This is a genomic window from Pseudarthrobacter sp. PS3-L1, assembly GCF_030063285.1.
GTDB lineage: Bacteria > Actinomycetota > Actinomycetes > Actinomycetales > Micrococcaceae > Arthrobacter.
The window spans coordinates 94237-110391 of sequence record NZ_JASISU010000001.1; the positions used below are offsets into that span (position 1 = coordinate 94237).

Below are 16155 nucleotides of genomic sequence, written 5' to 3' on the forward strand. Positions count from 1 at the left end.
CCTCCGCCAAACTGCTACTGGGCGATACGGATTCCGGTCCATGCTCCCGCAATGGATGACGGCGACGCCAACTTTCCGCTGCTGAGATCCCAGTACTGGACCACGCTTGTTCCCCTGCGCAGCGCCACGCCCGTGGAGTTGAGGCCCGTGACGTTGCGCAGGGCCCTGATGCCTGCCACGTCCTGCCAGCCCGATGCGATTGTTGGGCGTGCCTCCGCACGGGGTTTGGGGGAGCCATTGCCTCGATAGAGCTGCACTGTTCCGTCAGACCGGAGCGCCACCAGGTCCTGGAATCCATCCCTACTGGCATCCACCATGGCGAGCCGCTTAGCGGAGACTCCACCGACAGCAAGAGTACGGCGGAAAAGGTCCCCGGAACCCTGGTTTGGATACAGCCACACGTTGCCAGCGCCATCAAGTGCCAGAATCTGGGGCATCCGGTTATTTGCGCACCAACCACCTACCGCCAGCTTGAGGGGTGACCACCCGGACGTGCCCAGGATCAGGGGGGCCAGGAACCCACCGCCAACCTTGCCCCGGTAGAGAGCGAGTTTGCCACTCTTCCACTGCACCAAGACGTCATAGACTCCATCCCTATCCCAGTCCGTGACGAATGTTTCCTGTGCTGTTGAGAACCCGGTACCGATCACGGCTGGTGCGGCGAATTTGCGGCTCCCCAGGGAAACACTGTTCACCAATTTGCCTGCGGAGTTCACTCCCACAAGATCAGCGGGGCCCTTGATTGAGGCTTTGCTCAGGTTTTGGGTTTGCGGCATGATTTTGACCGTGGGATCGCAGAGATTCGCTGCCGGTGGAGCAGGAGGAACTGTTCCGCCGGAGCCGCCTGCACCAGCCGCTGGCGCCGCAGTGGTACCGGCGGGAAGTGTGGCGTAGCCGAAGAAGTTGACCACGCCCCACATGGTAAATCGGTTGGGAGTGGTCTGCCAGTTCCCGTCCGTGTACGTCACGCCGATGCCCATAACCGAGAAGCGTGGATCCAGCAGCGCTGCGTTGTGGCTCGGTGAAGTTTTCCACCACTCCACAAGCTGGGCTGCATCCCGATCCCAGCGAACGGCAATCACTTCACCCGCACCGTTGTTCGGATTAAGTGCTCTTGGATCAGTCCAAAAATTGGAACGATGTTCAATGACCTCACGCGACGCGATGGTGTTTGACCATTCCTGGGCCATGCCGGCAACAGTGGCGTGATACCTGATCGCCGGGAGGTTTCGTGATGCCCGGTAGGCGTTGATTGCGTTGAAGACGGTGGTTATGGCAGCGGCGTTGCTCTGCGAAACCAGTGCCTGGGGCGAAGCAACTGCTGGCGCGGAGGCTGCTGGCGCGGCCATGCGGGCCTGGGCCGTACCGGCCGCGGCTTGTGGCTCCGCTAGGGAATCGGGCCCCCAGAGCGGGTCCAGAACCGGTACAGCTGGAGGCTCCTCGCCAACCGGGGTTGCTGGAGGCTGATCAGTCGGTGATTCGCTCGGCTGGCTCGGCTGGCTCGGCTCGCTCGGCTCGGCAGTTCCGGGCAGACCGTCGGGCGACGTCGGAGCTGACCCAGGCGCTGCGCCGGCATCCGCCGCTGTGACGGTAAGGAGCTGTTCCGGTGGAACTGAAAGGGCTAGCTGATCTACGTCCGTGGTGGGCGCGGGCGTGCCGGTTTCATATGGTTCGGTGCCATCCGGCGTCGTCTGCGCCGTTTCCGGAGCTGGTTCCGGGACTGGTTCAGGCGCTGTGAACGCTGCGGGAATCGCGGAAGAATCTGGGCCGGCAACAACTGCGGGCGATTCGGCGTCCCGTGCGGCAGCAGATGCGGTAACCGCGGGTGTCTCCGCTCCCCGTGCAGGCACGCCAGCCCCGGTGCCAGCGCCAGGCAGGCATAGCGCCATCACGGCAATCGCAGCCATGACGGAAGATATCGTAAGTTTTTTCACTTTTCCCCAGCTTTTCAGGCGTCCCATTAAGCACGCAGCGGACCAGCAGCGGCAGGACAATTGAAAGCTACCTTAGCCGCGAGAACGGCCGGCAACAATGCATGCGGTATTTTGGAAGGCGTGCTGATCTCTGACCGCGATATTCGCGCCGAAATAGACTCCCAGCGGATTGTCCTCGAACCGTATGATCCGGCGATGGTGCAGCCGTCTTCCGTGGACGTGCGGATCGACCGATTCTTCCGGCTCTTCGACAACCACAAATACGCACATATTGATCCGTCGGAGGAACAGCCGGAACTGACGCGCCTCGTGGAAGCGGAGTCCGGCGAACCGTTTATCCTGCATCCGGGCGAGTTTGTGCTTGGCTCCACCTACGAGTCCGTGACGCTCCCGGACGATATTGCTGCCCGGTTGGAAGGTAAATCTTCCCTGGGCCGGTTGGGGCTGCTGACCCACTCCACTGCGGGCTTCATCGATCCGGGCTTTTCAGGCCATGTCACGCTTGAACTGTCCAATATGGCAACGCTGCCCATCAAGCTGTGGCCCGGCATGAAGATTGGCCAGCTGTGCTTCTTCCGGTTGACCTCTCCGGCCGAACATCCCTATGGGTCAGGCGAATATGGCAACCGCTACCAGGGCCAGCGTGGTCCTACCGCCAGCCGCAGCCACCTAAATTTCCACCGTACGCAGATCTAGCGACGCCAGGTGTGGCGCTCAGGCGGGGGCCGGATTGCGCCGCACCGGCCGGTGGGCCAGCTTCAGCTCAGGCTCCACGAACCGGGCGGCAAGGGGACCAGCGACAGCCATGATCAGCACGTAGGCAGTGGCCAGGGCAGCAAGTTCTGCCGGCACAATTCCTGAGGCGACAGCAAGGCCAGCAATCACAATCGAGAACTCGCCGCGAGCTATGAGGGCTGCCCCAGCCCGGAAGCGGCCTGGCCGGCCAATGCCCGCGCGCTTGGCAGCCCAGATGCCCGTGAGCATCTTGGTGGCTGCGGTGATGGTTGCCAGGGCCAGTGCCCAGCCCAGGACCGGAGGGATAGATGCGGGGTCAGTATTGAGTCCAAATGCCACAAAAAAGATCGCCGCAAAAAGGTCGCGGAGGGGCTCGAGGATCCTCGTGGCACTATGGGCGGTGGCGCCGGAAATTGCGATTCCCAGCATGAAGGCGCCCACGGCCGCCGAGACCTGCAGCGCTGAGGCAATACCAGCCACGAGCAGCGCCAATCCCAGGAGATTGAGCAAAAAGACCTCCGAATTCTCGCTGTGTACGGCTTTGGATACCCGGTGGCCGTGCCGCAAGGCCACCACCAGCACCAGGGTTACCACGGCCAGAGAGATCCCCACCGTCTGCAGGCCACCCAGGAAGCTGACTCCGGCAAGGGTGGCCGTCAGAATGGGGAGGTAGAGCGCCATGGCCAGGTCCTCGAAAACCAGGATGGACAGCACCACGGGCGTCTCCCGGTTTCCCAGCCGGCCAAGATCCGTAATCACTTTCGCAGCGATTCCCGATGACGATATATACGTCACGCCGCCCATGACCATTGCCCCGACTGGACCCCATCCCAAGACAAGCGCGAGTCCGGCTCCGGGCAGGAAATTCAGGACGAAGTCCAGGACTCCTGCCTGCCAGGACCGCCTGAGCCCTGTGACAAGTTCGGTGGCCGTGTATTCCAGCCCCAGCATGAGGAGCAGGAGGATGACACCAATTTCGCCGGAGAGGTGGGAAAACTCCTTCATCCCGTCCAGCTCGATGATTCCCCCAGCGCCGAAGGCGAGCCCGCCCAGAAGGTAGAACGGGATCGGCGACATGCCTATGCGGCTGGCCAGCCGTGCCAGCAGGCCCAGGCAGGAGACAACAGCTCCCAGCTCAATGAGCGTCAGTGCCAGGGGCGCCATGCCGTTAGCCGTTGCGCAGAATAGAGGCTGCTGAGTCGAGGCCCTGCTGCGTTCCCACCGCGACCAGAAGGTCACCAGGATGCAAGACGACGTCAGGCGCAGGAGAGGGCACAACCTCGCCTTCGCGCATGATCGCCACGATGGAAACGCCGCACCGGGTCCGGATCTGGGCCTTGCCCATGGGCTGGTTCTGGAACGGTGAATCCGCGGCAATGGAGAACTGCCGCGTAACAATCCCGGGGATGTCCCGGTGCGCCTCCGTGAGGGTCATGGCAAGGTGTTGTCCGCCGAGCAGGTTGCCCAGCGTGACCGCTTCGTCACCGGTCAGCGCAATGGACGCCTGGCACGTATCGGGATCATCCCAGGTGGAGACAATCAGCTCTGTCCTGCCTTCGCGCAATTCCACGACGCCGATCCGGCGCCCCGAAGCAGTCACGAAGTCTTTCCGGCGGCCAAAGCCCGGAAGGTCTGTTTCATCGACTTTCATGGTTCAAGACTAGTCCTCGGCTGGGAGCCGACGGCGGCTGCCCGGCAGCCGCCGTCGGCCCTCCTGCCCTGAGGCGGCGAGCTAGGAGTGGGGCACCACTGCGATGACGGTTTTTGCCGGCGATTTGACCGGCAGCAGCACCAACAGGCCCGCCAGCAGAACCACCATGATGCCCAAAATTCCCCAGCGTTGGGCTTCGCCTGGTCCCACCAACGGAACGGCTACGGCTATGGAAAGGGCAAAAAGTGTGGGCGCCAGAAAACTGACGGCCCGGCCCGTGGTGGCGTAGAGCCCAAACAGTTCACCGGATTCGCCGTCGGGAGCCAACCGGGCAAGGTATGCACGGGAGGACGACTGCGCCGGACCAACAAAGAGGCACAGCAGCAGGCCAAAGATCCAGAAAGTTGTGGTCCCTGACCACGTGAGCCCAAAAAGAGCCTGGTCTGCATTGCCAAACACCAGGATGGCGCTCCCAGAAAACAGCAATCCTATTAATGAACCTATGATGACCCGTTTGGGCCCGGCCCTGTCATCCAGGAACCCGCCAAAAACAGCGCCCAGGGCCGCCACGATGTTGCCGAAGATGGCAAAAAAGATGACCTGGGAGAGGCTGAACCCGAAGGTCCCCGCAGCGATGACGCCACCGAAGGTGAATACTGCCGCCAACCCATCACGGAAAATCGCGCTTGCCAGGAGGAAAAAAATGGTGTGCGGACTGGTCCGGTAGATCGCGGCTATCCTGCGGAACAACAGCCCGTAGGACGCCAGAAAGCTGGGACGTTCCGCCTGGTTGGGGCGAGGGACTTCGGGCAGTGCAAACAAGACCGGCAGCGCAAAGATCATGAACCACAGTGCTGAGAAAACGGCCACGAGCCGGATGTTGAGGCTGTCCGCCGTTGAAGCCCCAAACCAGTCGAAGCTTGGCTGGACAAAGAGCTGAAGGACCAGCAACAGGGCAACGATCCCGCCCACATACCCCATGGCCCACCCGAAGCCGCTGATCCTGCCCACATTCTGCGGAGTGGAAATCTGCGCCAGCATCGCGTTGTAGTTCACGTTGGCGAACTCAAAGAACACGTTGGCCAGGGCTATCAGCGTCACGCCGAGAAGGAGGAACTCCGGGCCTGGAAAAACAAAGAAACACAGGGCGGTCAGGATGCCGACTGCAACAGTGTTCACGCCAAGCCATTTTTTACGGCCTCCGCCGCTGTCCGAGCGCTGCCCCGTGATGGGGGCCAACAGTGCCACGGCGAGGCCCGCGACAGCCAAGGCTGCTCCCAGCATGGCCGAGGCGGCGTCTTTGTCACCAAAGGCCTCGGAGGTCAGGTAGACCGTGAAGACGAAAGTGGTCATCACGGCATTGAAGGCTGCAGACCCCCAGTCCCAGGCCGCCCAGGCAACAATCTTTCCTCGAGTGACGGTGCCAGGCCCCGCAGCGAGTTCCGACAATCTGGTGCCTGGCGGGGATGCGCTCTCCGGATTCATAGGCTGATGGTATCCGCCCGTGGCGAACGTGGGGGAAACACGCCCTCGCCAGCAACGGACTGGAAGGTCCTGCGTCAATGGTGTGTGCAAAAACGTTTGCCAGCTCTTGATAAAGTTGAAGGACTGACATCTTACGAATGAACCGCCTGCTCTTACCTTGATAATCGAATCCCTGACGTTGCGGAGATACCAGTGATCACAGTTCTTGCCCTGCACTTTGTGGTGGCTGCTGTGGCACCGTTTATCTTCCGACGGTTCGGCAGGAACACGTTCTACGGCCTCGCGCTGGTACCGGCGGCATCGTTTGTGTGGCTCGTCCTGCAGTACCCGGTCATCTATGCAGCAGACGCGCCAGTCACTGGTGGCTCCATCAGCCAGGTTCTGCCCTGGGTGCCAGGGCTCAAGCTGGAACTCGCCTTCCGCATGGACGCCCTGGCCTGGGTGATGTCCCTGCTGGTGCTCGGTGTTGGTGCGCTTGTTCTGGTGTACTGCGCCAGATACTTCAAGAACAAGGATGAGGACCTGGGCGGGTTTGGCGCCCAGTTGCTGGCGTTTGCTGGCGTCATGTTCGGCCTCGTGATGTCGGATGATCTGCTCCTGATGTTCATTTTCTGGGAACTCACCACCGTCCTGTCCTACCTGCTGATTGGTTACGCCCGGACCAGGCTCTCGGCGCGACGCTCTGCCCTGCAGGCCCTGATTGTCACCACAGCCGGCGGACTCACCATGATGGTGGGCTTGATCATGATCGGCTTCACCGCCGGAACCTACAGGATTTCAACCATCCTGGAGATGGCGCCCCAACTGGTCTCCGGAGGAAGCGCAGGCCTCATCGCTGCCGCGGTGGTGCTGGTTCTGGTGGGTGCAGTCACCAAATCTGCGCTGGTACCGTTCCACTTTTGGCTCCCGGGCGCCATGGCCGCTCCCACTCCAGTCAGTGCATACCTGCATGCGGCCGCCATGGTCAAGGCCGGCGTCTACATTGTGGCGAGACTCGCTCCAGCGTTTGCCGTAACGGCGTACTGGGAGCCGGTAGTTCTGGGACTTGGACTGGCCACCATGCTGGTGGGTGGTTACCGCGCCCTGCGGCAGACGGACATCAAGCTCATCCTGGCGTATGGAACGGTCAGCCAACTCGGGTTCCTGACCATGGTGGTGGGCCTGGGAACGCCTGACGCGGCGCTGGCTGGGCTGGCCATGCTGCTGGCTCACGGGCTGTTCAAAGCGACGCTGTTCCTCGTGGTGGGGATCATTGACCACCAGGCCGGTACTCGCGATATCCACAAGCTTTCCGGCGTTTTCCGCTCTGCTCCTGCGCTCGGTGTTGTAGCCGCTGTGGCAGCAGCGTCCATGGCCGGCGTCCCCCTGGTGGCCGGGTTTGTAGCCAAGGAATCCGTCCTTGAAGCTTTTGTCCATCATGTAGAGGTCACCGGGGGCAGTTTCTGGTCAGTGGTGATCCTGGTGGGAGTGGTGGTGGGTTCCATCCTCACGTTTGCTTACAGCGCCAGGTTTATGTGGGGCGCGTTTGCGGTCAAGGACAGTGTCAAACGCACCAAATTCAAGGCCATCAAACCAGCGTTTGTGGCAGCTCCGGCCGTGCTCAGCGTTTTGACCATTGTGTACGGACTCTGGCCCGCTCCTGTGGATTCCTGGATCCAGCCCTATGCGGCCCAGTTCGCCAGTACCGCGCCCGACGCCGGCACTCCCGCCGAACAGGCGGGGTACCTGGCGCTGTGGCATGGTCTCACCCCGGCACTGGGGCTCACTGCCATCACTTTTGCCCTGGGTCTGGCCATGTACTTTGGCCGGGGTGCGGTCTCCCGCGCTCAGTCCAGGGTGCCGGGCTGGGTGGATGGCGACCGCAGCTACCAGCTCACCATCGGCGCGCTTGATGACGTTGCCGTCTGGGTGACGGGACGGACCCAGCGTGGTTCGTTGTTCTTCTACCTCGCCGTGATCTTGACAGTGGCCTTTGTGCTGCCGCTCACGGCCATACTCATCGCGAACAAACCATTGCCTGGCGGCCTATATTTCATTGACCCAAATTCTCCACTCCAGCTGGTGATCGCAGTAGGAATCGTCATGGGTGCGCTCGCGGCGGTCAGGGCCAACAAGCGGTTCCTGGCAGTGCTGATGGTGTCCGTCACCGGATATGGAATTGCCCTGATCTTCGCCCTCCAGGGCGCGCCAGACCTTGCGCTGACGCAAATGCTGGTGGAGACCATCATCCTGGTGGCGTTTGTCCTCGGGCTGCGCAGCCTGCCCGCGCAGCTGCGTGACAGAACCGGCGGCAAGTACCGCGTGGTCCGGGTGATCATCGGTGCCGCCTTTGGCCTGACAATGATCTTCACGGCCATCTATGCCATGGGCGCTCGTGTGGCGATGCCTGTCTCCCTGGAATTCCCCACACTTGCCTACGAGGGCGGCGGTGGGCTCAACATTGTCAACGTGACGCTCGTGGACATTCGCGTGTGGGACACCTTCGGCGAAATTGCCGTCCTGGCACTCGCGGCCACGGGAATCGCCAGCCTGATCTTTGTCCGGAACCGCGGCGAGCACATCCGGGCCACCAACACAGTTGCCGAGGGAACTGTTGGCCGGCGCAGCTCTGCGCAGCCGGGGTCCAAGGACGCTGCCGTTCTGGCACTCAGCCGCAAGTTCGCTGCCTCTACCCGGGATGCCTGGATTGTTGCGGGCCGGACGTTGGCGCCAGAACGCCGCTCCATCATTTTCGAAGTGGTTACCCGGCTGATCTTCCATTCGATGATCATCTTCTCCATCTACCTCCTGCTCGCCGGCCACAATCTTCCCGGTGGAGGCTTTGCCGGTGGGCTCATGGCTGGACTGGCCCTGACCATCCGCTACCTTGCAGGCGGACGCTTCGAGCTCCGTGAAGCCACGCCCATCAGCGCTGGCACCCTGCTGGGCGTCGGGTTGGCAGTCGCCGCGATCTCCGGTGTGCTGCCGCTGATGATGGGTGGCCAGGTCTTCCAGACAGCCATCATCGAATTCTGGCTGCCAGTTTTTGGTGACATCAAATTTGTTACGTCCACCGTTTTCGATATTGGTGTCTACATAGTGGTGGTTGGGCTGGTCCTGGATGTGCTGCGCAGCCTCGGGGCAGAGATCGATGAACATATTGAAGATGAGGAATCGGGAGCAGTGGAGGCGGACGACGCCGGTGCTGAGGGCAGTGATTCCCGTCAGGTCCGCGGGGAAGCCTCAGCGGACCAAGAAGCTGACAGCACGGTTGGCACCATTCCCGGAGGCACCCCATGAGCGTCAACCTGACCCTGCTCTCCGTCATGGGGATTCTTTATGCCTGCGGGATCTACCTCATCCTGGAACGCAGCCTCACCAGGGTGTTGCTGGGGCTGATGATGCTGGCCAACGCCACCAACCTCCTGTTGCTGGCCACCGGCGGCTATTCCGGGCTTGCCCCGCTGTACGAGAAAGATATACCGGCGGGCGAATACAACGATCCGCTACCCCAGGCGCTGATCCTGACGTCAATCGTTATTTCCTTCGCTGTCACGGCATTCATGCTCGGCATCATCTACCGGACCTGGGTCCTTGCCCGGCAGGATGAAATCCAGGATGACGTCGAAGACCTCAGGGTGGCCGAAACCCCCAGCTTCGACGCGGAGGACGACGCTGAGATACCACTCGAAACGTCCGAGTTTCCGCTGACCATGCTGGGCATTGACGGAGACCAGATATCCAACTACCCGCCGGTGGGCTCTTCTGAGGGTGCAGAAGAGACCATCGAGGCTGGGGGTCGGGAGATCGCAGTCAAGGATGCCGATGCAGAAGAAAAGCCAGGCTCCCAGAACGTCACTCCCGGACCCGAAGGCGGACTGAAATGAACCTGACCGATCTGGCCCCCCTCGCAGTGCTCCTGCCCATCCTGGGCGCGGCGCTTACCTTTGTCCTGATCCGCCATTCCCGGGCGCAGCGCACAGTGAGTATTGCGCTGCTGTCCCTGACCCTGTTGCTGGAATGCCTACTGCTTGCCTCCGTGTGGAATGGGGGAACCACTGCTGTGACAATCGGCGGATGGATGCCACCCTTTGGCATTGTCCTGGTGGTGGACCAGTTCTCTTCGCTGATGCTGGTGGTTTCCTCAGCGGTCAGCCTGGCTGTCCTCATCTATGCCACCGGCCAGGGCATGGCGGATGGCGACCAGGACGCTCCCGTTTCAATCTTCCACCCCACCTATCTCATCCTGGTGGCCGGTGTCTCCAATGCCTTCCTCTCAGGGGATCTCTTTAATCTCTATGTGGGCTTCGAGATCCTCCTGACAGCCAGTTACGTGCTGATGACGCTGGGTGGCACTGGCCCCCGCATTAGGGCCGGAGTGACGTATGTGGTGGTCTCCGTGGTGTCATCCGTATTGTTCCTGATTGCCATTGCCATGATCTATGGGGCCACGGGCACCATCAACATGGCTGATCTGGGGATAAAACTTGCCCAGCTCGACACTGGGACGCAGGCTCTCCTGCACGTCCTGCTGCTTGTGGCGTTCGGGATCAAGGCAGCAGTCTTCCCGCTGTCATTCTGGCTTCCCGACTCGTACCCAACAGCACCTGCGCCGGTGACTGCCGTGTTCGCCGGACTGCTCACCAAAGTCGGTGTCTACGCTATTGTGCGGACGGAGACGTTGCTGTTCCCGGGCAATACCCTCAACTCACCGTTGATGGTGGCCGCGTTACTGACCATGGTGGTGGGGATTCTGGGTGCGCTGGCCCAGAGCGACATCAAGCGAATGCTCTCCTTTACCCTGGTCAGCCACATTGGCTACATGATTTTCGGACTTGCCCTCTCGTCCGTAGCAGGTCTCGGTGCGACAGTCTTCTACGTGGCACACCACATCACCATCCAGACCAGCCTGTTCATGGTCACCGGCCTGATAGAACGCCGCGGCGGAAGCTCCTCCGTGGACAGACTCGCTGGCCTGGCAAAGCTCTCGCCACTGTTGGGATTCCTGTTCTTCATCCCAGCCATGAACCTAGCCGGGATTCCGCCCTTCTCTGGATTCCTGGGCAAGCTCGGCCTGCTTCAGGCCGGCGTTGAGCTAGGAACCCCACTTGCCTACGCGCTGGTCATTGGTGGCGTCCTCACCAGCCTGCTGACCCTGCTGGCCATTGCCAGGGTCTGGAACCGCGCTTTCTGGCGCAAACCCGAAGACGCCGAGAATCCCGATGCCCTGCTGCTTGCGGGCACCACGGCCGATGGTCGCCACGACAAGGCCGATGCCAACGGTGCACCCGCAGTGGCGCAAAGCACTCCGGAGCAGATCAGCGAGGCTGCCAGCGTGCTGGGTGTCTCCACGGCCACAATGCGGCGAAAAGCCAACGGTGCCGTCCTGCTACCGCGCACCATGGTGGGGTCCACTTTGGGCCTTGTTGTTGTAGGTGTTGCGCTGACGGTTTTTGCCGGGCCCCTCTTCCAACTCTCCGACCAGGCTGGACAGGAGATGCTGGACCGCACCGAGTACATTCATGCCGTCCTGGGTGATACCGCCGAAATACCACCAGCGCAGATTGTGGGTGGTGACAAATGAGCCGTCGTCGAGTATCCCTGCGCCAGGAGCTGCCGCTGCTGGTCTGGCTCATCGTTGTTTGGGGGGCCCTCTGGCAGGACTTCAGCCCAGGCAACCTGGTGTTCGGCGCCCTGATCGCGATCGCCGTCGTCAGGATGTTCTACCTTCCGCCCGTGGAACTTGGCGGACGGTTCAACGTCCTGCGCGCCATCCCGTTTGCCGTAATTTTTGTGGGGCGGGTGTTCCTGGCGAGTTTTGAGGTCATGTACCAGGCCGTGGTGCGAGGGCCCCGGGTCAGTAATTCCATTGTTGCGGTGCCCCTGCGGAGCCGCCAGGACCTTATGGTCACCGCCACTGGGCACGTGATTTCCCTTATTCCGGGGTCGCTGGTGGTGGAGGTGGACAGGTCCACCTCCACCCTGTATCTGCACGGCCTCAATATCGAGTCCGCAGCCGATATCGAAAACCTTCGCAGCGATGTGCGCAATATCGAGGCGGGGTTGATCCGGATTATGGGCACCAAGGAAGAAGTCGCGGCACTCAACCAGGAACAGGTGGCGCCATGATGGACATTGTTGTGGTTGTGACAGCAGTAATCTTGTCCCTGGCTGCTGCCGGGGCCATTATCCGGATTGCGCGCGGTCCGTCCCTGCTTGACCGGGTACTCGCTGCCGACGTCCTGCTGGTGATTGTGGGAGCCGGCCTCTGCATCGACATGGCCGTGAGCCGCCATCTGAACAACCTGGTGCTGGTAGTGGCAATATCCTTGATCGGATTCATTGGATCCGTGACCGTTGCCCGGTTTGTCGCCGATCGAAGGGATGAGCCCGTTGAACCCTGAGCCAGCAACTGTAGACCTGGTCATTGATGCAGCTTCTGCTGTGTGCATGATTCTGGGCGCACTCATGTCACTCGCCGCGGCCATTGGGCTGCTCAGGTTTCCGGATCTGATGAGCCGGATGCATGCAGCCACAAAACCCCAGGTGCTGGGGCTCTTCCTGCTGTTGGTGGCGCTGGGCCTGCAGATGCGTACCTGGTGGGTATGGCCAATCCTTGTTGTGGCCTGGCTTTTCCAGCTGCTGACAGTCCCCGTGTCCGCCCACATGGTTGGCCGGGCCGGCTACCGCACCAAGCACCTGCACAAGGAGCTGCTGGTGACGGATGAGCTGGACGCAGTGGTCCAGAAAGCTGCAGGCAAAGTCGCCAGGGACAACAAAACCCCCAACTGACCTCACAACACAAGCTTCGAAAAGGGGATTTTTCGACGTCGGTTGCGGGTCAGTTGAGGGCTCTTGGAGCGCCTCGGGTCAGACAATGTCCTGCGTCTTGGCGAAGCGCGAGATGGCCTTCTGGGTGCCCTGGTTGGCCAGGACCTGGATGACGGTGCTGATCAGTGACGAGATAAGGGCGAAAGTCAGCGCAGACCGCAAGGTGGTCTCGGTGTCCTTGTCGGTGGGGGGCTTGTCCCCGGTGGACTTTTCCCAGATGGAATTGACGATCTTAGTACCCACCAGGCCAGCAACAATGCTGATACCGGTGCCAAGAAGTTTGATGAGCAGGTTCATGGGGGTGCTCCTTTAGGGCATTGAACAGGTTTTCCCTTTCAGCGTAGCGCGACGTTCGGGCCACTGTTGCTCACCTGGACACCCAAGGCCCAATCAAGCTGTCAGCGGAACACCCAGGGGCCGGTCAACCGTGCTTCCGATCTTTACGCTGTGCCCACTCCGCGCGGACTCGAGCACGGACTCCATGATGTCCAGGCTGTGAAAACCAAGGGCTCCGCCAGCGCGGGGTTCCTGGCCGGCGGGCGTATCCGCAAGGTCGGCGATCCCGATTCCCCGTCCGCCATCGATGTACCCCGCAGAGACAGGCAGGACAGTCCATTCGTTGCCGCCCAGTGCAAAGAGGCTTACTTCGCCGTCAAAATGGTTTGGATCGGGCACAATGAGGGACCCTGCCGTCCCATGGACCTCAATGTTGGAGCTCTTGGTTGCGACGGCGTCGAAGCTCATCACCAGTGTGGAGAGTGCTCCCGAGGCATGGGTGAGGACACCCGTGACGTGGGTCTCGACGCTGACTGGGATCTGTTCGCCCGCGCGGGGTCCGCTGCCCACGGTCCGCTCCGGCCGCGTATGGCTGGCGGCACCCACCACGGAAGCTACGGGCCCAAGGAGGGTCACGAGGGCTGCGACGTAGTAGGGGCCCATGTCCAGGAGCGGGCCGCCGCCTGGCTGGTAATAGAAGTCCGGATTGGGGTGCCATTGCTCGTGCCCGGCAGTCATCATGGTGGCTGTTGCGGCGACAGGCGTTCCGATCACGCCATCGTCCAGGGCCTTGCGTGCTGTCTGGATTCCCGTCCCCAGGACTGTGTCCGGTGCACAACCAACCCGGACACCGGCCGTGCGCGCAGCGTCGAGGACTTTGCGTCCGTCAGCGGTTGTGGTGGCCAGCGGCTTCTCCCCGTAGACGGATTTGCCGGCGGCGATGGCCCGCAGGGCAATGTCCGCGTGAGCTGCGGGGACGGTCAGGTTCAGGACGAGATCGACGTCGGTCGCGGCCAGGAGTCCGACAACGTCCACGGCACGGACACCAGGATGGCTGTTTGCTACGGACTGCGCCCGCTCCATGTCCAGATCCGCAACTGCGACCAGATTGACTGCGGTGAGCCGCTCGAAGGTGGCGAGGTACTGGGCGCTGATGGCTCCGCAGCCAATGATTCCGACGTTCAGCGGGATGCCCATAGCATTCCCCTTTCAATGATGGTGCGGACGTTGGGATTGTCCAGGATGTCAATGCGGTGTCCTGGAGTGCTGACGAAGATCCGGCCCTTGCCCCAGAGTCTCGTCCAGAGGGCGGGTGAGGTTACTTCGCGGTGCCACGGGTCCGCGTCCCGGACCTTTTGCGTGGTGGTCGCCAGGACATCGACATAGCTGTCCGCCAGGATCCAATACTGTTCGCTGGTGAGCTCAAAATCCTGGATCCCAGCAGTGATGGGATGGGCTGCTGCTGCCGGAAGCATGGTGATCATGTGCGGCACGTAGTTGTCGGACTGCTCCCCGGTCCGTTCCGCTGCCGGCTTGCCGGGGTGACTGGCGAACTGGCCGCCAATCAGATGAAGGTAGTCCGAGGAGTTCCGGAACGAATCTGCGATTCCGCCATGCCAACCAGCCAGGCCCGTCCCGTTCTCCACAGCTGTCCGCAACCCCTGGAACTCGTCCTGTTCAATGGTGGACATGGTCACGCACTGGACAATGAGGTCGACGCCGGAGAGGTAGTCCGTTTCTGCGTAGACGGCCGGTGAGTCTTCCACCCGGAGGCTGTAGCCGTTGTCCCTGAGGAACGGCATGAAGCTGTCGGTGGCTTCGACGGGCTGGTGACCGTCCCAGCCACCGCGCACAATGAGTGCGGATTTCGGAGCGGCGTTCATGGGATTCCTTTGATTGGCGTGATGGTGTGCCGGCGCGATATCTGGCGACGCCAGCGGGAGTGCGCTGCCCCCATGAAGGCGTCCCGGCCATGCTCACGTCGAGCGGTTGGGAATGCGTCAGGATGTCCTGATTTTTCGAAAAGTTTCGGCAATGAAATTTCTTCCGTAGTCAAACTAACGTCTCGTTGGATTACCGTCAAGGCAAAATGCATCTAAAGTTTAGAAAGAAAACTAAAGAATTGCAGGGTCTTGACCACACATTCGGATTGCCAACCTTTCCGAAATTTTTCGAAGCGGCTAGGCTCTGGAGGTGAACGAAAGTACGAAGCGTGTGCATACCGAGCCGGTGCCGCCCAATATGGCGGCAAAGCCGACCCTGGCCGAAGTGGCAGCCAGGGCGGGTGTCTCGGTGCCAACGGCGTCCAAGGTGGTCAATGGCAGGGCAGATGTCTCTCCGACGACACGTGCCACGGTAGTGGAGGCGTTGGAGGAACTGGGCTACAGGTCCCCACTCCAGCGTAAAAATCGCGCAACTCAAAGCACGGTAGTGGAGGTCCACTTTGATGCTTTGGGCTCCACCTACTCCCTTGAGATCCTGCATGGGATCATGGCGGCTGCGGCCTCTTTGGGTGCAGAAATTATCCTCAGCGTGGCTCCGGCGGACCTTGCGTTAGCCATAAGTCCAGAGCGCAGGGCCCAGCGCATGGCAGATGAGGGCCGTGGTGGCCTGATCGCAGTCACATCAACCTTTGATGCCGCCCAGTTGAGTGCTTTTCGGCGCAAGAGGATTCCGGTCGTAGCTATTGATCCACTGAATCCACCGCCGGCGGACGTGGTCAGTATCGGTGCCACCAACTGGGCGGGCGGCAAGGCCGCGACAGAGCACCTGGTGGCCCTGGGGCATCGCAGGATCGCTCACCTGGGTGGCCCGGAAGCGGTGGAATGCAGCCAGGCGCGACTCCACGGCTACCTTGCCGCGATGCGATCCCATGGACTGCCGGTGACCGCCGCAGAGGTGTTGATGGGGGAGTTTGGGCAGGATTGGGGCGTCGAGGGGCTTCGCCGCCTCTTGCGTCTGCCGGCACCACCCACTGCCATCTTTGCCGGAAATGACAGTATCGCCCTGGGTGTCCTGGCCGAATCGCGGCGGATGGGGATTACGGTCCCTGAAAGTCTGAGCGTGGTGGGTTTTGATGGTGTTCCGCAGGACGTTGATAGCGCTCCGGCCCTGACTACTGTTGCGCAACCGCTGCGTGACATGGGAAGCGCCGCGCTCCGGGCACTGCTGCGCCAGTTTCATGGCGAGGTCCTCGACTCCCGCAGGGTGGAACTTGCCACCAGGCTCGTGGTGCGTGGCTCGACGGCTGCTCCAGCCCGATGA

Annotated in this window: 15 protein-coding genes; 8 read left to right on the top strand and 7 right to left on the bottom strand. The window is 61.6% G+C overall.

Annotation, left to right across the window (positions count from 1 at the left end; genetic code table 11):
- Positions 1-14 precede the first annotated feature (14 nt).
- A complete protein-coding gene (locus tag QMG79_RS00465) occupies positions 15-1907 on the bottom strand; it encodes a CAP domain-containing protein (RefSeq protein ID WP_283536609.1) in 1893 nt (630 codons plus the stop codon).
- 147 nt (positions 1908-2054) lie between these two features.
- Here QMG79_RS00465 and dcd point away from each other — a divergent pair, with 147 nt between their 5' ends.
- Positions 2055-2630 (top strand): dCTP deaminase, encoded by a 576-nt coding sequence (gene dcd, locus QMG79_RS00470; protein WP_283536610.1) that lies wholly within the window; start codon positions 2055-2057, stop codon positions 2628-2630.
- Positions 2631-2648: 18 nt separating this feature from the next.
- Here dcd and QMG79_RS00475 read toward each other — a convergent pair whose 3' ends face one another.
- The 3 genes from QMG79_RS00475 to QMG79_RS00485 form a co-directional block, all read right to left on the bottom strand.
- Positions 2649-3833: a cation:proton antiporter gene (locus QMG79_RS00475; RefSeq protein ID WP_283536611.1), complete on the bottom strand. Its 1185-nt coding sequence runs from the start codon at positions 3831-3833 to the stop codon at positions 2649-2651.
- Positions 3834-3837: 4 nt separating this feature from the next.
- The gene (locus tag QMG79_RS00480) at positions 3838-4320 is read right to left on the bottom strand and encodes a cation:proton antiporter regulatory subunit (RefSeq protein ID WP_283536612.1); all 483 of its coding nucleotides are present in this window, start codon (positions 4318-4320) and stop codon (positions 3838-3840) included.
- An 81-nt stretch (positions 4321-4401) separates the two neighbouring features.
- Positions 4402-5805, bottom strand: a complete 1404-nt coding sequence (locus QMG79_RS00485; protein WP_283536613.1) for an MFS transporter — start codon at positions 5803-5805, stop codon at positions 4402-4404.
- A 192-nt stretch (positions 5806-5997) separates the two neighbouring features.
- Here QMG79_RS00485 and QMG79_RS00490 point away from each other — a divergent pair, with 192 nt between their 5' ends.
- The 6 genes from QMG79_RS00490 to mnhG are packed head-to-tail and all read left to right on the top strand — an operon-like array spanning position 5998 to position 12576.
- Positions 5998-9084 carry a Na+/H+ antiporter subunit A gene (locus QMG79_RS00490; RefSeq protein ID WP_283536614.1) on the top strand — a complete coding sequence of 1029 codons (3087 nt, stop codon included), beginning with the start codon at positions 5998-6000 and terminating at the stop codon, positions 9082-9084.
- Positions 9081-9671: a Na(+)/H(+) antiporter subunit C gene (locus QMG79_RS00495; protein ID WP_283536615.1), complete on the top strand. Its 591-nt coding sequence runs from the start codon at positions 9081-9083 to the stop codon at positions 9669-9671. The genes QMG79_RS00490 and QMG79_RS00495 overlap by 4 nt, the downstream gene beginning before the upstream one ends.
- Positions 9668-11368 (top strand): Na+/H+ antiporter subunit D, encoded by a 1701-nt coding sequence (locus QMG79_RS00500; protein ID WP_283536616.1) that lies wholly within the window; start codon positions 9668-9670, stop codon positions 11366-11368. Before QMG79_RS00495 ends, QMG79_RS00500 begins: the two co-directional genes overlap by 4 nt.
- A complete protein-coding gene (locus tag QMG79_RS00505) occupies positions 11365-11913 on the top strand; it encodes a Na+/H+ antiporter subunit E (RefSeq protein ID WP_283536617.1) in 549 nt (182 codons plus the stop codon). The genes QMG79_RS00500 and QMG79_RS00505 overlap by 4 nt, the downstream gene beginning before the upstream one ends.
- Positions 11910-12188 (top strand): MrpF/PhaF family protein, encoded by a 279-nt coding sequence (locus QMG79_RS00510; RefSeq protein ID WP_283536618.1) that lies wholly within the window; start codon positions 11910-11912, stop codon positions 12186-12188. Before QMG79_RS00505 ends, QMG79_RS00510 begins: the two co-directional genes overlap by 4 nt.
- On the top strand, positions 12169-12576 hold the full coding sequence (mnhG, locus tag QMG79_RS00515) for a monovalent cation/H(+) antiporter subunit G (protein ID WP_502934678.1): 408 nt from the start codon (positions 12169-12171) through the stop codon (positions 12574-12576). Before QMG79_RS00510 ends, mnhG begins: the two co-directional genes overlap by 20 nt.
- Before the next feature lie 78 nt (positions 12577-12654).
- Here mnhG and QMG79_RS00520 read toward each other — a convergent pair whose 3' ends face one another.
- The 3 genes from QMG79_RS00520 to QMG79_RS00530 form a co-directional block, all read right to left on the bottom strand.
- Positions 12655-12912, bottom strand: coding sequence for a DUF4235 domain-containing protein (locus tag QMG79_RS00520; RefSeq protein WP_283536619.1), 258 nt, complete (start codon positions 12910-12912; stop codon positions 12655-12657).
- A 93-nt stretch (positions 12913-13005) separates the two neighbouring features.
- The gene (locus QMG79_RS00525) at positions 13006-14088 is read right to left on the bottom strand and encodes a Gfo/Idh/MocA family protein (RefSeq protein ID WP_283536620.1); all 1083 of its coding nucleotides are present in this window, start codon (positions 14086-14088) and stop codon (positions 13006-13008) included.
- The gene (locus QMG79_RS00530) at positions 14073-14774 is read right to left on the bottom strand and encodes a ThuA domain-containing protein (RefSeq protein ID WP_283536621.1); all 702 of its coding nucleotides are present in this window, start codon (positions 14772-14774) and stop codon (positions 14073-14075) included. Before QMG79_RS00530 ends, QMG79_RS00525 begins: the two co-directional genes overlap by 16 nt.
- A gap of 310 nt (positions 14775-15084) precedes the next feature.
- Here QMG79_RS00530 and QMG79_RS00535 point away from each other — a divergent pair, with 310 nt between their 5' ends.
- The gene (locus tag QMG79_RS00535) at positions 15085-16155 is read left to right on the top strand and encodes a LacI family DNA-binding transcriptional regulator (protein ID WP_349357239.1); all 1071 of its coding nucleotides are present in this window, start codon (positions 15085-15087) and stop codon (positions 16153-16155) included.